This is a genomic window from Nocardia sp. NPDC051832 (genome assembly GCF_040681285.1).
Taxonomy (GTDB): Bacteria; Actinomycetota; Actinomycetes; order Mycobacteriales; family Mycobacteriaceae; genus Nocardia.
The window spans coordinates 1,671,201-1,686,912 of sequence record NZ_JBFAYL010000002.1; the positions used below are offsets into that span (position 1 = coordinate 1,671,201).

The window sequence follows — 15,712 nt, forward strand, 5'->3', positions numbered from 1 at the left end:
GAGTGCAGTGGTGGATTTGAAGTCGCCCGAGGAGATCCAGCGGATGCGGGTGACCGGGCAGTTCGTGGGCGAGGTGCTCGCCGAGCTGCGCGAGCGCGCGCAGGTCGGAGTGAATCTGCTGGACCTGGAAGCCCATGTGCGCGAACGCATCCGGCAGCGCGGCGCGGAATCCTGCTACTGGGATTACGCGCCGTCCTTCGGGCGCGGCCCGTTCCGCAACACCGTCTGCCTGTCGGTCAATGACGCTGTCCTGCACGGACTTCCCTACGACTACCGGCTGAACGACGGTGACGTGCTGAGCATGGATCTCGCCGTCGGCATCGACGGCTGGGTCGCGGACTCGGCGACCACCGTCATCGTCGGAACGGCGGCGGCGGAAGACGCCGAGCTCGTCCGCGCCACCGAGGAAGCCCTGGCGGCCGCCATCGCGGTGGCCTTGCCCGGCAACAAGATCGGCGATATCTCCGCCGCGATCGGCGCGGTCGCGAAAGCGCACGGCTATCCGGTGAATCTGGAATTCGGCGGGCACGGCCTCGGCCGCACCATGCACGAGGACCCGCACGTGCCCAATGCCGGCCGTCCGGGCCGCGGCTACCCCCTGCGCCCCGGCCTGACCCTCGCTATCGAACCGTGGTTCGCGCGCACCACCGACCGCATCTACACCGATCCGGACGGCTGGACGATCCGCTCCGCCGACGGCTCGCGCACGGCGCACTCCGAGCACACCGTCGCCATCACCGAGGACGGCCCGCGGGTGCTGACGCTGGCGGGCTGAGTCCGGGAACCGCGCCTGCCCGAGCATTCGGGCGCGGTTCTCGGCGGGGGAGTTACGCGGTTTCGGCGATCACCAGGGTGCTGACATAACCCTGGTACTTGTCGTCGAAGTTCTTGTCCGCGTAGTGGCACTCGACCTGGAACCGCACCGTATTGCCGCTGATCGCGACAATATCGGTGTCGGCCTCCACGACATTGATGTGGTGATCGTCGCTGTCGAAGTCGAGCTTGAAACCGTTGAGCGCCACGCCTGCCCGCAACACGGTTGCGTTGAACGTGACGCTGCCCTGAAGAGTGCGACGGCCGGTCCCGGAGGGAACGGTGATCGAACTGGTCGCGAACTGGACTGCCATGGGAGCCTCCTTGGAAGGGTGTGATCTGACCCCATAAACGTCGCAGCTGAGTCAGTGGCGCAACAGTGACCCCGGGGGTGGCTCAGCCCACCCCTGGTGGCGGATTTCCGCCCCGAGGTGGCATCAGTCGGACAACCACCGCTCCAGGTCGGTGCCGGCCTGGAGTTCTTCCGCCACGACCGCGCGATCCGCCGCGGACAGGTCGAGCTCACGCACCTGGGCCCGGTACTTCGCCGCGCTGTCCGAATCGCCCTGGGCGACAGCCAATTCCGCGAGCATGGCCAGTGCGCGGCCGCGATCCACCGGCTCGGATTCGACGGCGAATCGGCGCAGTCCGACCTCGAGCACCCGGGCGGCGGCCCGGTCGTCGGTCTTGAAGTCCCGCAGGATGCGGGCATTGTCGAGCACCTTCGCCAGATTCTCCAGGTCGGCGGACCCGCCGTACTCCAGCTCCTCGGGCTCGTCGCGCTGGATGAACAGCAGCCAGTTGCCGTGCGGATCGACCACGGTGAAACGGCTCTGGCCCGGCCGGAACCGGGTGATCCGGGGGTAGCCCTTCGAGGGAATCTTGCCGTAGAACACCCGCAGTCGTTCGGTGAAATCGCGGTGCTGAGCGGCCACGTCGTCGACCATGATCAGGCAACCGACCCCCTCGAACGGGGGCGTCAGGCCGTCCGGCATCGCGGTGAAATGCAGCGGGCAGCCATTGCGCTCGGCCGCGATGTACACGTAGGGCCGGGTCTGGGACGAGGTGATGGTGTATCCGAGGGTTTTGTAGAAGTCGAGGGTTTCCTCCGCCGATCCGCTCCACAGCACCGGGACGGGATAGTCGGCCATGATCTCTCCTCAAATCGAGACTAATCAAGTTTGACTACTCCAGGCTAGGGTGCGAATCGGCTGGAAGTCAAATTTGAGTAGTATGAGACGCGAGCAAAGGAGCCGAACATGCCCGCTGTGCGTCTGCTGGTGCTGGGCGTCATCCGACGGCAGCAACCCACCCACGGTTACGCCGTGCGCCGTGAACTGCTGTCCTGGCGCGCCGAAACCTGGACCAACGTGAAACCGGGCTCGATCTATCACGCCCTCAAACAGCTCACCGCGGAGGGAAAGCTGCAAACCGTCGGGACCGAGAACAGCGCCGAAGGCCCCGGCCGCACCCTGTTCGAACTGACCGGCGCGGGCGAGGCGGAGTTCCGCAGGCTGATGGACGTCGCCCTGGTCAGCATCGACATGGAGGAACTCGGTGCCGCCATCGCGTTCATGGACGCGCTGCCGCGCGCGCACATCGTCGCGAAACTGCGCGAACAGCAGCGCAACAGCGCTCAGGTGCGCGACGAACTGCTCCGGATGATCCCGGAATTCCCGGCCCGCCACGAGCCGCCGCACGCCCCCGATCTGCTCGAACTCTGGAGCGGCGTCTTCGCGAACCTCACCGGCTGGACCGCCGGGCTGCTGGAACGCCTGGAGGCCGGGGAGTATCGAACAGCCGACTGAGGCAACAAGATCGGCGGCCCAGTAGGCTGACCACATGACGAACACCCTGGGTGCTGTCGGTAAAGCCGACTACGTACTGCTGACCACCTTCCGCAAGGACGGCACTCCGGTCGGCACCGCGGTCTGGGCCGTGGCCTCGGAGGGCAAGCTCTATGTCTGGACGGTCACCGACAGCTGGAAAGTGAAGCGACTGCGTCGCAATCCCGCCGTCACCCTGCAGCCGTGCAGCCCCAGCGGCAAACCGCACGGCGCGGTCGTCGAAGGCACCGGGCGGGTACTCGACGCGGCGGGTACCGAGCACGTGCGCAAGTTGTTGAAGAAGAAGTACTTCATTCTCGGCCCGCTCATCATTCTGGGCAGCAACCTGCGCCGCGGGAAGGCGGGCACGATCGGCCTCGAGATCACCCCCGCCCCTTGATCACTCGCCGTTCGGCGCGCGCCGGGCAAGTCGGGCCGGCCGAATCGGTACGACTCGCGGCGCACCCGCACGCGCTCGGCTATCCTCCCTCTCGCATGGGGGTGGTCCACGGGCCCCGAAGACGCCGAATTGATACTGCCCCAGTAAAGGGAGGGACTGAATGACCGCACCGACCAGACGGCCGAATGCTTCGCGCCCGTACCCGATCGCTCAACCCGAAGAGCCTGGCCACGGCCCCGACCACAATGGCTGGGTGCCCGTCATCATCGCCGGCGTGGTCGCCGCCGTCGCGATCGCGATCGCCGGTGTGATCGGCGGACTCATCGTGGTCAATATTCGCGAGAACGACGCGCCCGCAATGAAACCCACGCCCGCCGCCGCCGTCCAGGCGCCGGCCGCGGTCGCGCCGATCGGCGCGTTGCCGACCACCACGGTGGCCAAGGCCGCACCCGCCGTGCCGGACAATCTCGATCCGGCGGCCGTGCAGCGCGGCGTCGCCCAGGTGCTGGGCGAGTCCTACGGCCTGGCCGCGGTCAAGGACATCAAATGCCCCGCCGAGATGCCGGTGGTCGTGGACAGCAGCTACGAATGCAGCGTCAAGATCGACGGCATGAAGAAGACCGTCGCGGTCACTGTCACCGACCACGACGGTACCTACGAAGTGTCACGCCCGCATTAGGTCGCTTGACTAACCGAAGACATATGGAAGTCGGGAATCCGCAACGGCGGCATGGCCGTCCGGGTGAACCAGTCCTTCCACTCGCGGGGCAGCGTGACCTCGGTGCGGCCCGCTTCGCTGACTCGGCGCAACAGGTCCAGCGGGCTCTCGTTGAACCGGAAGTTGTTCACCGCCGCAGTCACCTCGCCGTTCTCCACCAGATACACGCCGTCCCGGGTGAGCCCGGTCAGCAGCAGGGTGGCCGGATCGACCTCGCGGATGTACCACAGGCAGGTCAGTAGCAGGCCACGTTCGGTGCGGGCGATCATGTCCGCCAGGGAGGTGTCCGCCCCGCCGGTCATCAGCAGGTTCTCGCCGGGAATCGTGACGGGCGCGCCGAATTCGGCGGCGGTCGCGCGCGGATACACCAGCGACTGGATGACGCCCTCGCGCAGCCAGTCCACCCGCTCGGCGGTCAGGCCGTTGTCGAAGACCGACACCGACTCCGAGGACGCGGCGGTCGCGACGAACGGAATGTACTCCAGCCCTTCGGCCGTCGGATCGGAGTAGAGGGTGAGCGGAATGCCGGTGAGCCGCTCGCCGATGCGCGTGCCGCCCGGCCGGGCGAAGGCGGTGTGGCCCTCGTGCGCGCCACGGCCCTCCATGGTCCAGTTCAGGTAGATCATCAGATCGGCGACCGCCGAGGGCGGCAGCAGGGTTTCGTAGCGTCCGGCGGGCAGGTCGACGCGGCGCTTGGACCAATCCAGGCGGCGGGACAGCTCGCGCAGCAGGCCGGGGACATCCACGTCGGCGAAATCCTGGGTGCCGGCGCCGACCCAGGCGCTCGCCAGATCCGCTCCCGCGCCGCGCTTTCCGTTGATCTCGATCGAACCGGTCGGCTGGATCCAGCGCCGGCGCACGCCGGTGGAGGTGCCCAGCCAGGTGGACTGCACCTGGTGGTGCGCGAAGCCGTAGAGCTTGTCCGTGCCGTCGAAACCGATCGCGAGATCGCGGGCCACGCCCTCGAAGACGGTGATGTCGGTGCTGGCGGGGGCGCCGTCCCAGGGCAGGTCCCAATCCGGGCTGTCCGGGCGCAAGGAATCCGGATCCAGCAGGGGCATAGCGTCTTTCGCCGGTTCGGCGGTGCGGGCCGCCTCCTCGCTGGCGCGCACCACGGCCGCGATCTCGTCGGCGTTCACGCTGGTCGAGCTGATGCTGCCGACTCGCGCGTCGTTCGGCCCCGCGCGGAAGATCGACACGACCGCCCAGGCCCGGGACACCGAAGACCCGTTGGTGGTCATGGAATTCCCGGCCCACCGCAGCGATGCCTCGTGCGCGTCGGTGACGATGACGATGGCCTCGTCCGCCTGGGACAGGCGCAACGCCTGCTCGACGACCTCCGGAGCAGCCAAAACCGTTGTCGCGGTCACGATCCCGCCTCATTTCGGGTGTTGAGAATATTGACGCCGCGCACCAGGACCGACGGGCAGCCGTGGCTGACCGCCGCCACCTGACCGGGCTGGGCCTTGCCGCAGTTGAACGCGCCGCCCAGCTGCCAGGTCGACGGTCCGCCGACCGCCTCCATCGAACCCCAGAAGTCGGTGGTGGTCGCCTGGTAGGCGACATCGCGCAGCTGACCGTCCAGCTCGCCGTCGCGGATCCGGAAGAACCGCTGCCCGGTGAACTGGAAGTTGTAGCGCTGCATGTCGATCGACCAGGATTTGTCGCCGACGATGTAGATGCCGTCCTGGACCCGGGAGATGAGCTCCGCGGTGCTGGTGTCGCGTTCCGGGTCCGGTTGCAGCGAGACGTTGGCCATCCGCTGGATCGGCACGTGGTGCGGTGAATCGGCATAGGAGCAGCCGTTGGAGCGGTCCAGGCCCAGGCGCGGGGCGAACACCCGGTCCAGCTGATAGCCGACGAGGATGCCGTCGCGCACCAGATCCCAGCGCTGCCCGGCCACGCCCTCGTCGTCGTAGCCGACGGTGGCCAGGCCGTGGGTCTGGGTGCGATCGCCGGTGACATGCATGATCGGGGTGCCGTATTTCAGGGTCCCGAGCTGGTCCGGGGTGGCGAACGAGGTTCCGGCGTAGGCGGATTCGTAGCCGATGGCGCGGTCGTACTCGGTGGCGTGACCGATGGATTCGTGGATGGTCAGCCACAGGTTGGTCGGATCGATGACGAGATCGGCCGGGCCCGCGGTGACGCTGGGCGCCTTCACCTTCTCCGCCAGCCAAGCCGGGATCTGCGCGAGTTCGGCGTCCCAGTCCCAGATCCCGTCGGCCCCGGTGACGTACTCCCAGCCGCGTCCGGCCGGGGCGGCCAGGGTACGCATGGATTCGAAGACGCCCGAGGCGGAGTCGACGGTGATCGCCTCCAGCACCGGATGCAGGCGCACCCGCTGCTGGGTGATCGAGGAGCCGGCGGTGTCGGCGTAGAAGACCTGCTCCTTGACCTGGAGCACCGACGCGGTCACGTGATCGACGCCGTCGGCGGCCGAGAGGCGGCCCGAATAGTCCTGGAGCACATCGACTTTGTCGGTGGTCGGGATCGCGAACGGGTCCAGCTCGTAGGCCGAGACCCAGTGCGCGTCGGCGTAGCGGGGTTCGTCGGCGAGCTCGACCTTCTCCCGATTGAGGGCGCGCAAGGTCTTGGCGACGGTGACGGCTCGCTGCGCGACCTCGGCGGCGGTGTCGGGGGTGAGCGCGGCGGCCGAGGCGAATCCCCAAGTTCCGTCGACGATCACGCGGACCGCGAGGCCGAGATCGGTGGAATTGCTGATCGCCTCGACGCGGCCGTCCCGTATTCGGATCGATTGCGTCACCAGACGATGCACCCGCAGATCGGCGTGCTGGGCGCCCAGCACTCGCGCGGTGGACAGCGCGGCGTCGGCGAGCGTCGAGAGCGGTAGCGCAAGAAATTCGGCGTCTACTCCGGAAGTCACCCTGGTAACGCTACACCCGATGAATTGCCCTGAGAGACTGAAGGACCGGCATTTCAAGATCGCGCGGCGCGCGGGAAACCCGTGGTTACACTATCGAGAGCGCCATATGACGTACTGTGCCCGCGTGCCACCATCCGCCCTCCGCGACCGTAAACGGGAACGTACCCGCCGCGCTCTCCTCGAAGCCGCTGTCGAGCTTTTCGAGGAAAGAGGTTACGAGGAAACGACAGTGGCCGACGTCGCTGCCGCCGCCGAAGTAGGCACCCGCACCTTCTTCAACTACTTCGCCAGCAAGGAAGAGTTGCTCTTCCCCGAACCCGACGAACGGGTCCGGGCCGCGGTCGCCGCCATCGGCTCCCGCCGTCCGGGCGAACGGCCGGTCGAGGTATTGCTACGCGCGTTGCGGGCGGCGGGCGACAATCCCGGTGAGCACCTTGTCGACGATCTCAATGCCCGCATCGCCGCTGTGCGCGCCCAGGTTTCGCGCACCGTGCCCGCGGTGAGCGGGCGCGCCGCGCACGCGCAACTGGTGGCGCAGCGGGAGATCGGCCGGCAGCTGCACGCCGCGTTCCCGGACGAGCTCGACGAGGTCGGCGCCGCCGCCCTGGTCGGCGCGGTCGTGGGTGCGGTGTCGGGTGCGCTGACAGTGCTGTTCCAACAACCGCATTCGACCCCGGAAGATGGCGAACGCCTGCACCGGCGCATCCACGAGACGACCTCGCAGGTGCTGAAACCGTGGCTGGCCTCGACCAAGGCGCCGGAACCGGTCGGCTGAAACCGGTTGCGGCTCAGCTGAACTGCTGCCAGCCGAGCCGGGCCACCATAGCGACGACCACCACCAGGAGAACGACGCGCACGAACTTGGCGCCGTTACGCAAGGCCATGTGCGAGCCGAGAACCGCGCCCGCGATATTGGCGACCGCCATGGCCGCGCCGAGCGCGACCAAGATATGGCCGGTCAACCCGAAATAGAGCAGCGCGCCCACGTTGGACCCGCAGTTGATCACCTTCGCCATCGCGGCGGCCCGGACGAACTCGGTGCCGAGCAGGGTGGCGAAGGTGATGATCAGGAAGGTGCCGGTGCCGGGGCCGATGAGGCCGTCGTAGAGGCCGATCAGGCCCGCGGCCAGCGCGACCACCAGCAGAACCTTGCGGCGGGTCGGCGGGTGCGTGGCCATGGTGACGCCGATCGAGGGCCGGAAGGTGACGAACAGCGCCACGCCGACCAGGACCACCAGCACGATCGGGATGAAGAGGTCGCGATCGATCAGCGAGACGGCGGCCGCGCCGGCCGCGGCGGTGATCGCGGCGAGCACGGCGGCGGGCACCATCAAGCGCCACTGGATCGGCACCTTGCGCGCGAAGGTCGCGACCGAGGCGGCGGTCCCGGCTACGGCGGCCATCTTGTTGGTGCCGAGCGCGGTCTGCGGCGCGATGGTGGGCGCCACCAGCAACAGGGTCGGCAGGATGATCAAACCGCCGCCGCCGACCACCGCGTCCACCCAGCCCGCGGCCGTCGCGGCCGCCAGCAGCGCCGCCCAGTCTCCAAGATCCACGCCCGCAAGCCAATCAGACATCCCATGTTTGTCCGCACGGTGGGTCCAGTACCAGCGCGGCCACCTACGCTGAACCCCATGCGCCGGTTCAGTCTGTGGCTTCGAGGCAAGCCCGTCGTCGCCGACTCGATCCTGGCGTTCGGGCTGCTGGTGATCGACATCGTCGCCGGTATCGGCGAGAGCAAGCATCCGATCGTCTATCTGGTGCTGAGCGGACTGTTGCCGTTGCCGGTCGCGCTGCGCCGGATCTATCCGCGGGCGATGGCGGCCACCTTGTTCGGGTTCTCCATCGCCACGACCGTGCTCGGGTATCTGCTCGACGACATGGCCGTGCATCCGGCGCTGATCGCGCTCGGCATCATGCTCTACACGCTGGTCGCCTACGTCGGCCGGCGCGAAGGACTGCTGCTGCTGGCCGGACTGATCCTCGACACCGTGCTGTCGATCGCGCTGCTGGACCAGCCGGTCCTGACCACCAGCTGGGCCATCGGCATGTATTACGCGCTGTGCTGGACCCTCGCCGAGTTCAACGGCGCGCGCCACGCCTACGACGCCGAGGTGGCGGCGCGGCTCGCGGTCGCCGACTACGACCGGGAACGCCGCACCCACGAGGCGGTCTCGCGGGAACGCACCCGTATCGCCCGGGAACTGCACGACGTCGTCGCGCACGCGGTGAGCGTGATCATCGTGCAGGCCGACGGCGCGAAATACGCGCTGCGCCGCGATCCGGACACCGCGGAACAAGCGCTCACCACCATCTCCGCGACCGGCCGCGAGGCGTTGCGGGAACTGCGCCGCACCGTGGCGCTGCTGCGCACCGAGCACGCGCCCGATCAGCTGCCGCAGCACGGCACCGCGGGCATCGCCGCCATGGTGGACATGATGCGCGGCACCGGACTGGCGGTCGACCTGGAACTGACCGGCCGGATCGACGGCATCGCGCCGGAGGTCAGTCTCGGTGTGCACCGGATCATTCAGGAGTCGCTGACCAACACGCTGCGGCACGCGGGCGCGCACCCCAAGGCCTGGGTGCGGGTGCAGCGGCGCGAGTCCGACGTGCTGGTGGAGGTCACCGATTCCGGCGGCACGCCGGTGCACGGACCGCCGGCGAATCCGATCGAGGGCAGCGGGCTGGGGCTGCTCGGTATGCGCGAACGCATCGCGGTGCTGGGCGGCACGCTGGAGACCGGCCGCGTCCCCGACGGCAAGTGGCGAGTGCACGCCACCATTCCGCTCACCCCCGGACGCACCGAATAGGTCTGCTGTGCCGATAGATTGAGAGCGTGCCGATCACCGTTCTCGTCGTCGACGACCAGGAATTGATGCGCATGGGCCTGAAGATGGTGCTCGGCGCCCACCCCGACCTGGAAGTGGTGGGTGAGGCGGAGAACGGCGCCGCCGCCGTCTCGCGGGCCCGGGAACTGCGGCCCGACGTGGTGCTCATGGACGTGCGGATGCCGGTCGTCGACGGTGTCACCGCCACCGGGCAGATCGTCGAGGCGGGGCACAGCAAGGTGCTCGTGATGACCACCTTCGACCTCGACGAGCACGCGCTGGGCGCGCTGCGCGCCGGCGCCAGCGGCTTCCTGCTCAAGGACACTCCGCCCGAGGACCTGATCTCCGCGATCCGCAGCGTCGCCGCCGGTGACGCGGTGGTCTCCCCGAAGGTGACCAAGCGTCTGCTGGACCGCCTGATCGCCGAAGAACCCGACGGTATGCGCGACCCGGCGGTCCTGGACGTGCTCACCGCCCGCGAACGCGAAGTGCTCGAGCAGATCGCCGCCGGGCGCTCCAACGCCGAGATCGCCGAGCAGTTGTTCCTCTCCGAGGCCACGGTGAAAACCCACGTCGGCCGGGTGCTCACCAAGCTCGGGCTGCGCGACCGGGTGCAGGCCGTGGTGCTGGCCTATGAGACCGGCCTGGTCCGGCCCGGCGGCTGAGGGTGCGCGAAATCTCAGGGCCTTCCCAGGCCGAGAGGGAGAAATCCCCTCCGTCCGGACGTTGACCTAGGTAGATCGTCCGAAAGGATCGCAATGCCCGCCCTGATCTTCTTCCTGTACGCCGTCATCGAACTAGCCGCCCTCGTCGCCGTCGGTCAACTCTTCGGCATCGTCCCCGCGATCCTCGCGCTCATCGCGGTCTCCGCCCTCGGCATGCTGCTGATCGGCTCCCAGGGCCGCCGCGTCTTCGACCAGTTCCGCCGCGCCCGCGCGGGCGAGATCACCCCCGGCACGGCCGTGGCCGACGCCACCCTGGTCGCCGCCGGCGGCCTCCTCATGTTCATCCCCGGCCTGGTCACCGGCCTGATCGGCCTCCTCTTCCTACTCCCGCCCACCCGTTTCCTGGTGCGCCCCCTGGTCCGCTCCGTCGCCGACCGCCGAGTCGAGAAGTTGCGCGCCCAGATGCCGTACCGCGGCATCGTCATCGACGGCGAGGAGGTCGTCGACCGCGGCGAAGTCATCGACGGCGTCGTCGTCCAGCAGTGGTATGAGGACGGCAAGGGCAGCGCCCACCGCATCATCGACCCGGCGGTGTGAGGCGTCCGAGCGCCGTTCTGCGATATCTTTGAGGCTCAGCCGTTCGCAAGGGTTGGAGTTATCGTCCGTGAGCGTCCCCGTCATGCACCCGCGCCCGGGAAATCTGCGCGCCGTCGCGGAACAGATCGAGTCTGCGACGGGCCTGCGTGTGCAGATCTTGGGAGGGAAGCTCGTGATGTCACCGACCCCGCGCGGCAAACATGCGGGCACGATCCGGCGGCTGCGGCATCAATTGGAGCCAAGAATCCCGCAGGGGCTGGCCTCGTATGAGAACAGCTCTATCCCGATGCCGGATGACGACGACGATTACTGCACTCCCGACCTGATCGTCCTCCCCGAATCCTGGGACGACGACGACGAATGGCTGGCCGATCCGGCGGATGCCGAACTTGCGGTCGAGGTGATTTCGAAGTCGGAGAAGGCACGGCAGATCACGGACAAGAACGGGTGGTACGCCGCCGCGGGCGTCAAGATACTGCTGGTGGTGGACCCCAGGCATGGCATGTGGACGCTGTTTACGCACCCCAAAGACGGTGCGTACCACGGCAAACTCGATGGAGTTTACGGGGACGCGATCACATTGCCCGAACCATTCGGGTTCGACCTCGACAGCGGGTGTCTGCCCCGGTACGGCGATGGCTGACACGCGACCGGCATGTTCTGCGGCATAGCAACTTTGTGATCGCCAGCGGCAGGAAACAGAGGGCTCGCATTGGTGGTGCACGACGAATTCATGGACTGGGTGCAGATCGCCGGTTGCACAATCACTCTCTGACGGGCCCTGCTGGTGTGGGGTGCGGCATATCGGCGTGTGGGGCGTGCGGGGGTGGTGGGGGGATACGGCAGACTGGTCACTCGTGGGTACCCAGTTGCTGATCGGTGGTCGGATTTACAGCTCCAGCGCTCCGGACGCGACCGCTATGGCGGTCACCGATGGGATGGTGGTGTGGCTGGGGGCCGACAAGCCGGGGCTGGCGTTGCATCCGGACGCGGAGGTCATTCAGCTCGACGGTGCGTTCGTGGCGCCGGGGTTCGTGGATCCGCATGTGCATGTGACGGCGCTGGGGTTGAAGTTGACCGGGCTCGATCTGGCGGGGGCGCAATCGCTCGAGCAGTGCCTGGCGCTGGTTCGCGACTATGCCGCGGCGCATCCCGAGGGCTCGATTCTGGGTGACGGGTGGGATGAGACTCGCTGGGCGGGCGGGCGGGCGCCGACGGTAGCGGAGCTCGACGCGGCCGCCGGGGCCGATCGGCAGGTGTATCTGGCTCGGGTGGACGGACATTCGGCGCTGGCGTCGTCGGCGCTGCTGGCCGAGGTCCCGGAGGTGACTTCGGCGACCGGTTACCGGGCGGGCGAGCCGGTGCGGGCCGACGCGCACCACCTGGTGCGCGCCGCGGCGCTGGCGGGATTGACTCGGGCGCAACGGGATTCAGCGCGCAAGGCGGCTTTGGACGCGGCGGCGGCGCAGGGTGTCGTGGCGGTGCACGAGTGCGGTGGGCCGGATATCGCGGGGTGCACAGACATGCAGGAGTTGCTGGAGTTCGAGCACGGCGTCGAAGTGCGCGCCTACTGGGGTGCGGCCGTGCGCAGCGCCGAGGAGGCGAAGGCGCTGGTGCAGGAGCTCGGGGTGCACGGGCTGGCCGGTGACCTGTTCGTGGACGGGTCGCTCGGTTCGCACACCGCGTGGTTGCGCGCACCGTACGCCGACGACGACAGCACCGGACGCTCCTACCTCGACGCGGACGCGGTCGCCGCACATGTGCGGGCGTGCACCGAGGCCGGGATCCAGGCCGGATTCCACGTCATCGGCGACGCCGCCATGGACGCGGTAGTCGCCGGTTTCGAACAGGTGGTGGACGCACTGGGCGGCCCCGCCGTGGCCGCGCGCGGACACCGCATCGAACACGCCGAGATGCTCGACGCCGACCACATCGCGAAACTGGGCGCCTGGGGCGTAATCGCCAGTGTGCAACCAGGTTTCGACGCCGCCTGGGGCGGCCCGGACGAAATGTACGCCGCGCGCCTCGGCAAAGACCGCGCCGCCACCCTGAACCCCTTCGCCGCCATGGCCGCCGCCGGCATCTCCCTCGCCATCGGATCCGACGCCCCGGTCACCCCACTCGACCCCTGGTCCGCCGTCCGCGCCGCCGCCCACCACCGCACCCCTGGCAACGGCATCTCCCCCCGCGCCGCCTTCGCCGCCGCCACCCGCGGCGCCTGGCGCGCAGGCGGAGTCCGCGACGGCCTCGCCGGCACCCTGGTCCCCGGCGCCCCCGCCTCCTACGCCATCTGGCAAGCCGCCCCCCTCGTAGTAGCCGCCGCCACCGACACCGTCCAACGCTGGTCCACCGACCCCCGCTCCCGAGTCCCCGGCCTCCCACCCCTCACCCCCGACACACCCCTCCCACGCTGCCTGCGCACCGTGCACCGCGGAGTCACCATCTATGAAGCCTGACCCCACCCACCGCTCAGTCGCCCCACCCACACAATCACCTATGCGAAGTCGCAAAAGCCGCTGTGCCGTAACAACAGCCGGTGCGGAGTCCACCGATCACGGTCGTCCGCTGCCTGGGTCTGTAGGGCCTAACTGTGCACGCGGGTTTGTTGCTTCACCTGTGCGATCGGGCATGCGGGGTCGCGGAAGGCCCTGTGCTGTAGCGACTGTGGGTGTGGAGTCCACCGCGCGCAATCGTCCACTGCCCGGGTTCGCAGGCCCTAGCTGTGCACGCGGCTTTGTTACTTCACCCGTGCGATCGGGCGTGGCAGTGGCGAGAGGGGCTGTGTTGTGGCGGTAGCTGGTGTGGGGTGCGTTGGGTGGGGCCTGCGTCGGTCAGGGACGGCACCGAGGCGGATCTTGCGGTCAGCACGGATGGATTCTGTGGGAGCTGAGTGTGCGCGCGGTTTTGCCACTTCACCTGTGCGATCGTGTCTGTCGGCTGGCGAAAAGTGCTGTGCCGTGGCGGTTGTCGGTGTGGAGTGCGTCCGGTGTATGCGAGCGAGGGTTGGCTCTGCGGGGACGTCGTCGTCATCGGCGCCTCTGACCGCGAGCGGTGAGTGCGGGCCGGTTCCTCGGGGCCTTGGCCGTGTGGGTGGCGAGATGGGTTGTGTCGGTGTCGGTGTGGATGGGGTGGGGCGATGAGTGACGGGCGTGGGTCGGTGGTGCTGCGGGTGATGGGGGTGGTGGGGCGGTATCCGGTGGGCAGTCGGGTGGTGGGGGCGGTTGTTGCTGGGTTGTTGTTGTTCGGGAGTTTTCCGCCGCGGCCGTTTTGGTTTCTTGCGCCGGTGGGGGTTGCGGTGTTGACCCTTGTGGTGCGGGGGGAGGGGAAGTTGCGTGGGGGGTTCGGCTATGGGGTGATTGCCGGGCTTGGGTTCTTTTTGCCGTTGTTGCCTTGGACCGGGATTTATGTCGGGCCGGTGCCGTGGTTGGCGCTGTCGGCGGTGTGTGCGGTGTATGTCGGGTTGTTCGGGATGTTGGCGCGGCTGCTGGGGAGGTTGCGGGGGTGGCCGGTGTGGGTTGCGCTGGCGTGGGTGACCGCGGAGTGGGTGCGGTCGAGTTTTCCGTTCGGTGGGTTTCCGTGGGGGCGGCTGGCTTTCGGGCAGGCTGATGGGTGGTTTCTGCCGTTGGCGATGGTTGGGGGCGCGCCGCTGGTGGGGTTTGCCGTGGCGCTCACTGGGACGGGGGCGGCGGCGCTGGTCGGTCGGTTGTTCGTGCGGTGGCGGGTGCTGACGGATGGCCGAGACCCGGCGGCAGGACGACGCACTGCGGAGGCTGAGCCGGCAAGCGCTGAGGAAGCGCTCGAGGTGGTCGAGAAGGCGCAGCTCAGCGGGGGTTCCAGGGTTGGAATTTTCGCTGCGGCAGCGACTCTGGCTATCATGCCCATTACCGGAGTGATCCTTCGGACCGCGCTGCCCGCCCCGGATGTGGGCGACCGGATGATCACGGTCGCCGCGATCCAGGGCAGCGTGCCGCGGCTCGGTCTGGATTTCAACGAGCAGCGGCGCGCGGTGCTGGACAACCATGTCCGGCGCACCGAGGAATTGGCCCGGGCAGTCGCGGCGGGGGCCGCGAAACAGCCGGATGTCGTGATCTGGCCGGAGAATTCGTCCGATATCGATCCGTTGCGCAATGCCGACGCGCGCCAGTTGATCAGCCGGGCGTCCGAGGAGATCAAGGCGCCGATCCTGGTGGGCGCGGTGCTGGTCAACTCCGATCGCACCACCACCAATTCGGTGATGGTGTGGAACGGCGCGGCGGGCCCGGCGGACCGGCACGACAAGAAGATCATCCAGCCCTTCGGCGAATACCTGCCGATGCGCTCGTTCTTCCGGCTCTTCTCCGAATACGCGGACCGCGCAGGCTATTTCGTGCCCGGCGACGGTGACGGCACGGTGCGCGCGAACGGCATCGACATCGGCGTGGCCACCTGTTATGAGGTCGCCTTCGACCGCGCCTTCCGGGACTCGATGCGGGCCGGCGCGCAACTGCTCACGGTGCCGACCAACAACGCCACCTTCGGCGACAGCGAGATGACCTACCAGCAAATGGCCATGTCCCGGGTGCGGGCGGTCGAGCACGGCCGGGCGCTGGTGGTCGCCGCGACCTCCGGCGTGAGCGCGATCATCACCGCCGACGGCGCTGTACAACAGCAAACCCCGCTGTTCGTCCCCGCGGCGCTGGTCGCCGAGCTTCCGTTGCGCGACAACACGACACTCGCTACCCGATTCGGGCCCCTGCCCGAATATTTGTCGGTTATTCTCACCGGTGCTGCCGTGGTGGCGGCGCTGCTGGCCCGTCGCCGGGCTCGTGGCGCGGACGCCACCACACCGGATGCCCTCGCCAAGCCGCTCGGCTGACGTGCGGCACAGCACCCCCGCTAACCGAACACTCGGTATCTTCCGGGGCCGGTGTGACTGTAGGACACCTGCCCCGGGCCGCTGCACGCGGTTCACCGTCGCATAGCCACAGGATCAGAAGCG

At 68.4% G+C, this 15,712-nt stretch carries 16 protein-coding genes; 11 read left to right on the top strand and 5 right to left on the bottom strand.

Annotated features, from left to right (window positions below; genetic code table 11):
- Window positions 1-7: 7 nt before the first annotated feature.
- A complete protein-coding gene (gene map / locus AB0M14_RS17450) occupies window positions 8-775 on the top strand; it encodes a type I methionyl aminopeptidase (RefSeq protein ID WP_364995865.1) in 768 nt (255 codons plus the stop codon).
- A gap of 52 nt (window positions 776-827) precedes the next feature.
- On the opposite strand, the gene AB0M14_RS17455 is transcribed toward map, so the two are convergent.
- Window positions 828-1,127 (bottom strand): hypothetical protein, encoded by a 300-nt coding sequence (locus AB0M14_RS17455; protein WP_364995488.1) that lies wholly within the window; start codon window positions 1,125-1,127, stop codon window positions 828-830.
- Window positions 1,128-1,250: 123 nt separating this feature from the next.
- On the bottom strand, window positions 1,251-1,964 hold the full coding sequence (locus AB0M14_RS17460) for a glyoxalase (RefSeq protein ID WP_364995491.1): 714 nt from the start codon (window positions 1,962-1,964) through the stop codon (window positions 1,251-1,253).
- Window positions 1,965-2,072: 108 nt separating this feature from the next.
- Here AB0M14_RS17460 and AB0M14_RS17465 point away from each other — a divergent pair, with 108 nt between their 5' ends.
- The 3 genes from AB0M14_RS17465 to AB0M14_RS17475 all read left to right on the top strand — a co-directional run bounded on the left by AB0M14_RS17465 (window position 2,073) and on the right by AB0M14_RS17475 (window position 3,718).
- On the top strand, window positions 2,073-2,621 hold the full coding sequence (locus AB0M14_RS17465; RefSeq protein ID WP_364995493.1) for a PadR family transcriptional regulator: 549 nt from the start codon (window positions 2,073-2,075) through the stop codon (window positions 2,619-2,621).
- Window positions 2,622-2,655: 34 nt separating this feature from the next.
- Window positions 2,656-3,039: a PPOX class F420-dependent oxidoreductase gene (locus AB0M14_RS17470; RefSeq protein WP_364995495.1), complete on the top strand. Its 384-nt coding sequence runs from the start codon at window positions 2,656-2,658 to the stop codon at window positions 3,037-3,039.
- Between the two features lie 253 nt (window positions 3,040-3,292).
- Entirely contained in the window at window positions 3,293-3,718 is a 426-nt protein-coding gene (locus AB0M14_RS17475; protein ID WP_364995497.1) for a DUF4333 domain-containing protein, read from the top strand.
- Here AB0M14_RS17475 and AB0M14_RS17480 read toward each other — a convergent pair.
- Together AB0M14_RS17480 and AB0M14_RS17485 are read right to left on the bottom strand one after the other, a co-directional pair.
- Complete coding sequence (locus tag AB0M14_RS17480; protein WP_364995500.1) at window positions 3,715-5,127, bottom strand: TldD/PmbA family protein; 1,413 nt, start codon at window positions 5,125-5,127, stop codon at window positions 3,715-3,717. The genes AB0M14_RS17475 and AB0M14_RS17480 overlap by 4 nt on opposite strands.
- Entirely contained in the window at window positions 5,124-6,641 is a 1,518-nt protein-coding gene (locus AB0M14_RS17485) for a TldD/PmbA family protein (RefSeq protein WP_364995502.1), read from the bottom strand. Before AB0M14_RS17485 ends, AB0M14_RS17480 begins: the two co-directional genes overlap by 4 nt.
- A 124-nt stretch (window positions 6,642-6,765) precedes the next feature.
- Here AB0M14_RS17485 and AB0M14_RS17490 point away from each other — a divergent pair, with 124 nt between their 5' ends.
- The gene (locus tag AB0M14_RS17490) at window positions 6,766-7,416 is read left to right on the top strand and encodes a helix-turn-helix domain-containing protein (protein ID WP_364995505.1); all 651 of its coding nucleotides are present in this window, start codon (window positions 6,766-6,768) and stop codon (window positions 7,414-7,416) included.
- Window positions 7,417-7,429: 13 nt separating this feature from the next.
- Here AB0M14_RS17490 and AB0M14_RS17495 read toward each other — a convergent pair whose 3' ends face one another.
- Window positions 7,430-8,197 carry a TSUP family transporter gene (locus AB0M14_RS17495; RefSeq protein WP_364995867.1) on the bottom strand — a complete coding sequence of 256 codons (768 nt, stop codon included), beginning with the start codon at window positions 8,195-8,197 and terminating at the stop codon, window positions 7,430-7,432.
- A 78-nt stretch (window positions 8,198-8,275) separates the two neighbouring features.
- Here AB0M14_RS17495 and AB0M14_RS17500 point away from each other — a divergent pair, with 78 nt between their 5' ends.
- From AB0M14_RS17500 to lnt, 6 genes are all read left to right on the top strand, one after another.
- Entirely contained in the window at window positions 8,276-9,454 is a 1,179-nt protein-coding gene (locus tag AB0M14_RS17500; RefSeq protein ID WP_364995507.1) for a histidine kinase, read from the top strand.
- Window positions 9,455-9,480: 26 nt separating this feature from the next.
- Window positions 9,481-10,137: a response regulator transcription factor gene (locus AB0M14_RS17505; protein WP_364995510.1), complete on the top strand. Its 657-nt coding sequence runs from the start codon at window positions 9,481-9,483 to the stop codon at window positions 10,135-10,137.
- Window positions 10,138-10,230: 93 nt separating this feature from the next.
- Complete coding sequence (locus AB0M14_RS17510; protein ID WP_364995513.1) at window positions 10,231-10,734, top strand: FxsA family protein; 504 nt, start codon at window positions 10,231-10,233, stop codon at window positions 10,732-10,734.
- 67 nt (window positions 10,735-10,801) lie between these two features.
- Complete coding sequence (locus tag AB0M14_RS17515) at window positions 10,802-11,377, top strand: Uma2 family endonuclease (protein ID WP_364995516.1); 576 nt, start codon at window positions 10,802-10,804, stop codon at window positions 11,375-11,377.
- A 214-nt stretch (window positions 11,378-11,591) separates the two neighbouring features.
- Window positions 11,592-13,190, top strand: a complete 1,599-nt coding sequence (locus AB0M14_RS17520) for an amidohydrolase family protein (RefSeq protein WP_364995519.1) — start codon at window positions 11,592-11,594, stop codon at window positions 13,188-13,190.
- A 716-nt stretch (window positions 13,191-13,906) separates the two neighbouring features.
- The gene (lnt, locus tag AB0M14_RS17525; RefSeq protein WP_364995868.1) at window positions 13,907-15,589 is read left to right on the top strand and encodes an apolipoprotein N-acyltransferase; all 1,683 of its coding nucleotides are present in this window, start codon (window positions 13,907-13,909) and stop codon (window positions 15,587-15,589) included.
- Window positions 15,590-15,712: the final 123 nt, after the last annotated feature.